At 34.0% G+C, this 4,433-nt stretch carries 4 protein-coding genes; 1 reads left to right on the forward strand and 3 read right to left on the reverse strand.

Features of this window, described 5'->3' with window-relative positions:
* Nucleotides 1-316: 316 nt before the first annotated feature.
* Nucleotides 317-1,882, reverse strand: a complete 1,566-nt coding sequence (locus tag PVA17_RS24370) for a GMC family oxidoreductase (RefSeq protein ID WP_274069278.1) — start codon at nucleotides 1,880-1,882, stop codon at nucleotides 317-319.
* 253 nt (nucleotides 1,883-2,135) lie between these two features.
* Between PVA17_RS24370 and PVA17_RS24375 the strand changes: the two genes are divergently transcribed.
* A complete protein-coding gene (locus PVA17_RS24375) occupies nucleotides 2,136-2,588 on the forward strand; it encodes a DUF1259 domain-containing protein (RefSeq protein ID WP_337993635.1) in 453 nt (150 codons plus the stop codon).
* Between the two features lie 411 nt (nucleotides 2,589-2,999).
* On the opposite strand, the gene PVA17_RS24380 is transcribed toward PVA17_RS24375, so the two are convergent.
* Both PVA17_RS24380 and PVA17_RS24385 read right to left on the reverse strand, forming a co-directional pair.
* Nucleotides 3,000-3,236: an HTH domain-containing protein gene (locus PVA17_RS24380; protein ID WP_274069276.1), complete on the reverse strand. Its 237-nt coding sequence runs from the start codon at nucleotides 3,234-3,236 to the stop codon at nucleotides 3,000-3,002.
* Between the two features lie 240 nt (nucleotides 3,237-3,476).
* Entirely contained in the window at nucleotides 3,477-3,821 is a 345-nt protein-coding gene (locus PVA17_RS24385; protein ID WP_274069277.1) for a phosphoglycolate phosphatase, read from the reverse strand.
* Between the last annotated feature and the right edge of the window lie 612 nt (nucleotides 3,822-4,433).

Here is a 4,433-nt window from a genome sequence, read left to right on the forward strand (position 1 = left end):
GAACTAGAAAAGACTATGTAAAAAATGTGATAAAAAATTTTTTTATCACTCTTGAAAACGGGTCAAACCGTTGATATATCAACATTTATAGAGGGAGGTAAGTACTAATGGGAAAAGAAAATTGCAGTTATTATTAACCCCTCAACCATTTGCGGAAGAGGGGATTTTAATAATTAACTAAGATTTAACTATTATGATTTTGGATTTTTTACGCGAACGGTGCAGATTAGGTATACATTTGCCGGAAACACAAATGACTCACTTCTAACATTCACGCAATGTATATAATTAACCGTATCTTATAAAACCTTTAATGTTAAGCGTTCCCACCCATTAAACGTTTGGCAATGGTATATCCAATTAGGTATGCAGATGCAGACGTGTTACCATCTACTGTAAAAGGAATGATTTGTGCATCAGCAACCATTAAATTATTGACTCCATGGACATTGCCGTACCGATCTACTACGCCACCTTTATTAATAGGGGCCATTCGAAGAGAGCTTTGTTGATGGTGATTATGGTCAAAATTCTCTTTAATAAAGTTTTCAAGTTTATCATCATTATCAATGGTCTCAAATGTTGGATTTACAAGCTGATAATTTGGGTCGAGTTTTGAAAGTTTCTCCGCAAGGCCTTTAATATAAACTCTGTAAATAGCCTTTATTGCTTCTAGGTCATATTCATTTTCTAAGAAACCTTCATCCGCAAGGACAATTTTTAAAGGGTCGTTATTTTGTATGTTAATGGATCCTTGACTTTTTGGTTGTAAAAATATAATAGCAATATTTAAATTTTCTTCTGAAACAATACCAATAAGTTGAACACCTCGTTGGGGATTGTTACTGCTATTAAGGGGATTTGGTAAAAAGGCACCGCCTGTATAAAGGGCAAACGGATCGTTTTGAAGCTGAGGAAGATCTTTTGGATTCACACTAAATGTCGCTGTATTTAAAGTATGATTAGTCAAATGTTTCCCAACATTTGGATTGTTAAAAATAACAGGGATATCGGCCCGACGTAGGTCATTTGAAGGTCCGATTCCAGATAACATTAACAATTGCGCACTGTTTATACCCGCTGAAATAATTACTTTTTTCCGGGCAAAAGCTTGGACCTTTTTACCTTCCTGTAGAAATTCAATACCTATTGCTGTTTTCTCCTTAAATAAAATACGAAGTCCGGTTGACTTATAAATAACCCTTAACTTACGTCCATTCACCCCGTATCCATTAGGAGTTACGATGTCTGCAGATAAAAATGCGGTAGAAGAACTTTCACGATCTCCATTAATCTTTTGATATAGTTGCCATTGAGTGAAAGGGCCAATGGGGGTTTTTGGGTTATTATAGTCAAGAATTTGTTTAAAACCCGTCGCTTGTTCGATCGCTGACACTAATTTTTTCGTTATTATTGGTGGATTGGTGGGGGCTTGCCTGATATTTAAACGACCATTGAAGCCATGAAATTCAGGATTACTTGTTTCTCCATGGAAATTTTCTAACTGTTTAAAGCTACGAAGTGCTCGTTCAGGGGACCATAAGTTACCTAAAAGACGTTCCCATTCTTTTAAAACAGCTGGTGTAGGTCTAACATACTGTTCACCATTGATTGAAGATCCGCCCCCAGAAAGCCGCCCCGTAGTCCATTCAAATTTTCTGTCTTCTACCCCAGGTAGGGGAATTCCTTCACCTTGCCAAAAATATTCTGCGGAGAATTGCTCTTCTAGTTCAGGAGCAAATCTAGAATCTCGAATTGGATCATCTCTATCATTGTTTTCTCCTGCCTCCAGAACTAAGACTGAGGTTTTTTTATCGTCTGTCAGTGTTTTAGCTATAACTGCTCCAGCTGGTCCTGTTCCGACAACAATAAAATCATACATATTGTTTGAACGTTTAGAATCCACTTCACTATCTCCTTTTCTATTTTTTATTTATCTTATGGAAATTGGAGGGGGAGAAGTAGGTAAAGTTAATCATACAGTTAAAGTTAAAAAAAGGGTTTTGCGAGAGGTTTAGGGTTTAGGAATTGATAGAAAAAATTTTAGAATAAAAGGCGCTTGTCGGTATAATTCCCAGTCACCTTACGCACTTGAGAATATATTATTACTATTAAAATAAAAGGAGGTGAATAGATTGGAGCATGATAATCAATCCCAGGAACAAAATCAGTCAGAAAAATTAAGCAATTGCGTAGGTGTAATAAGATGTCAACAACTTGCGAATATCATCGGTGGGGAAGTTATTACTTCAACACCTGTTTGTGTTGTACAGCGCCTTCGCGATATTAAAGCGACCATTCTTGGACGAACTACTCGATCCCCTCTCGCACTTCCTTTTGCTCTTTCTTTTGAAGGTATTTTGGCTAATACACTTAACCTCGGTGAATCTGTAGTACTGCAGGAAGAAATTAATCCATTTATGAGAGAGCTTCAAAAGAGAGGACTTATTGTTACAGCAGTGCATAACCATTGGCTTTTCGATAATCCTAGATTAATGTATATGCATTGGGAGAATGTTGGGGATCCAACAGATTTTGCAAGAAGAAGTTTTAATGCTGCAGTTGCAGCAGGCTTATTTAAGAAGTAAAAAGATAATATCTTTATCATCTTAAACAAAGATGAAGTTAAGCAACCGTACAAAAGCATTAGCATAACAGTGTAAGTAACTAAAATACTAAACGCCTATATACATTATCAAAACGACGGGCGTTTAGTATCTAATAGACGTCTTCTATTGATCGGTCTCAATTGATACACTCTAATTTTATATCTCTATCATAATTATCCATACTTTTAATAGGGGCAGGGGGCTTTTTATCAAAATGAAAGGCCTTTAAAATAACTTCTTTTTGACGAATCAAGAGACCTTCTTCACTAATCTAACAACTTCGTCTTCTCCTCTTAGCGGGCGTATCTTTCTTCTAAGCCTACTTCACGCTCTAAAGGACTGCCTTAAGTATGTATTCTGGCATCTTCTAAAGCTGTTAGCCCATGCTCTTTATAAGCCGTACACCAACGATTGTGAAGCTCTCCGAATATGTGTTGGACCAACGGCTTCAATATCAAAACCCACCTCAAGGAAAATTTCACTTGGATATTTTCCTTTATCATATTGATCAAGAAAAAATTCTTTAAATTCATCTGTATAAGTAATCGCGTTTGCACTTACCGTTTTAACGTATGGATTTAATTTTAATTGTGCTTGTTGTTGTTTCGAAAATAAATTTTTAGTCATACTAGTTACCACTGTTCGTTCTTTTCTTCATTATAAATAAAAAATATCCTATTAGTGACCTTTTTGAAAGTGTCTATCTTATAGGGTGCATTTTAGTGAAAAGCGATCTTTTTTGAGGGAGTTTTAATTGCCTTAGTACACACTTTGTAAGGATTATCGAAAGAAATTGTGCAATAAAAAAAAAGAACAGTTAACAATTAAATTAACTGTTCAAAGAGGATTGTATAAAGTGAATTAATATTATGCGTTCATATCAACAGATTTTACTTGGTAATTATCTTCAGAAGTATCTACAACAGCAGATATTTTCTTATTTTCATTACCGACAACATGTCCTTCTAAATATACTTCATGTGTTGCGTATTCACCTGAAGAACTAACTTCATTTATTGTAATATCGATATTGTTTTCAGTTTTAAAATGCTCCACAGTAGTTTGTATTGCTTTTTCTTTAGTATCTGACCATGCTTCTTCACTAAATTCCTTAGGCATACCTTGGTCGATAAGGAAAAAAGCCGCTACAGCTAGAGCAATAATTGTAGTACCGCCAAAAATAGCTAAAAATCTTATTCCTTTGTCTTTCATTAAAATTATTCCTCACATTTTCTTATTGTTATACAACAAAAGCTATTCTAAAACATAATTCCAGTTTTAACAATTAAATTTTGGTGACATGAAACTTATAATTTTGTAAGTTTTAGTTTCAGGAGGTCTATAGGTACTGAGAATATTTACTTGAGGCAAGTTATGTAGAGATTTAAACAATTAAGATGTTAAATTACCCAGTAAAATTAAATCAGTAAACTTGCGCAAGTTACAAATCCAATAGCTACATAATGGAGGAAGACTAGCCACAAGCTATATGGAAGTAAAATCAATGTATTACTTCTATAGAAATTACAGAGTGTTTTATTTTATTCTTTTGTAACAATTGTAATATTACAGTAATATCCTTCTTCAATTAACTTTTCCGCTAGTTGAATAGTAACAATCTTCGAGAAAACAGCCTATAAAGGTAGTTAAGTGGGTATGTGTAGATGAATAAAATGTAATCGTAAAAACGGCTGAGGTTAAGTCTAAATACATAATAAAATTTTTAAGATTATTTTAAGGATTTTATTATGTATTTTTTTAGAGGTTTGTTTTATAATTTAGAACGTTATATTACAATTGTGTTACGATTACATTACATATTTT

The organism is Lysinibacillus sp. CNPSo 3705, assembly GCF_028674935.1.
Lineage (GTDB): Bacteria > Bacillota > Bacilli > Bacillales_A > Planococcaceae > Lysinibacillus.

Excerpts from the sequence above, each read along its gene's own strand:
- PVA17_RS24370 (WP_274069278.1), bottom strand. The coding sequence starts at position 1,882 with ATGTATGATTTTATTGTTGTCGGAACAGGACCAGCTGGAGCAGTTATA.
- PVA17_RS24380 (WP_274069276.1), bottom strand. The coding sequence starts at position 3,236 with ATGACTAAAAATTTATTTTCGAAACAACAACAAGCACAATTAAAATTA.
- PVA17_RS24385 (WP_274069277.1), bottom strand. The coding sequence starts at position 3,821 with ATGAAAGACAAAGGAATAAGATTTTTAGCTATTTTTGGCGGTACTACA.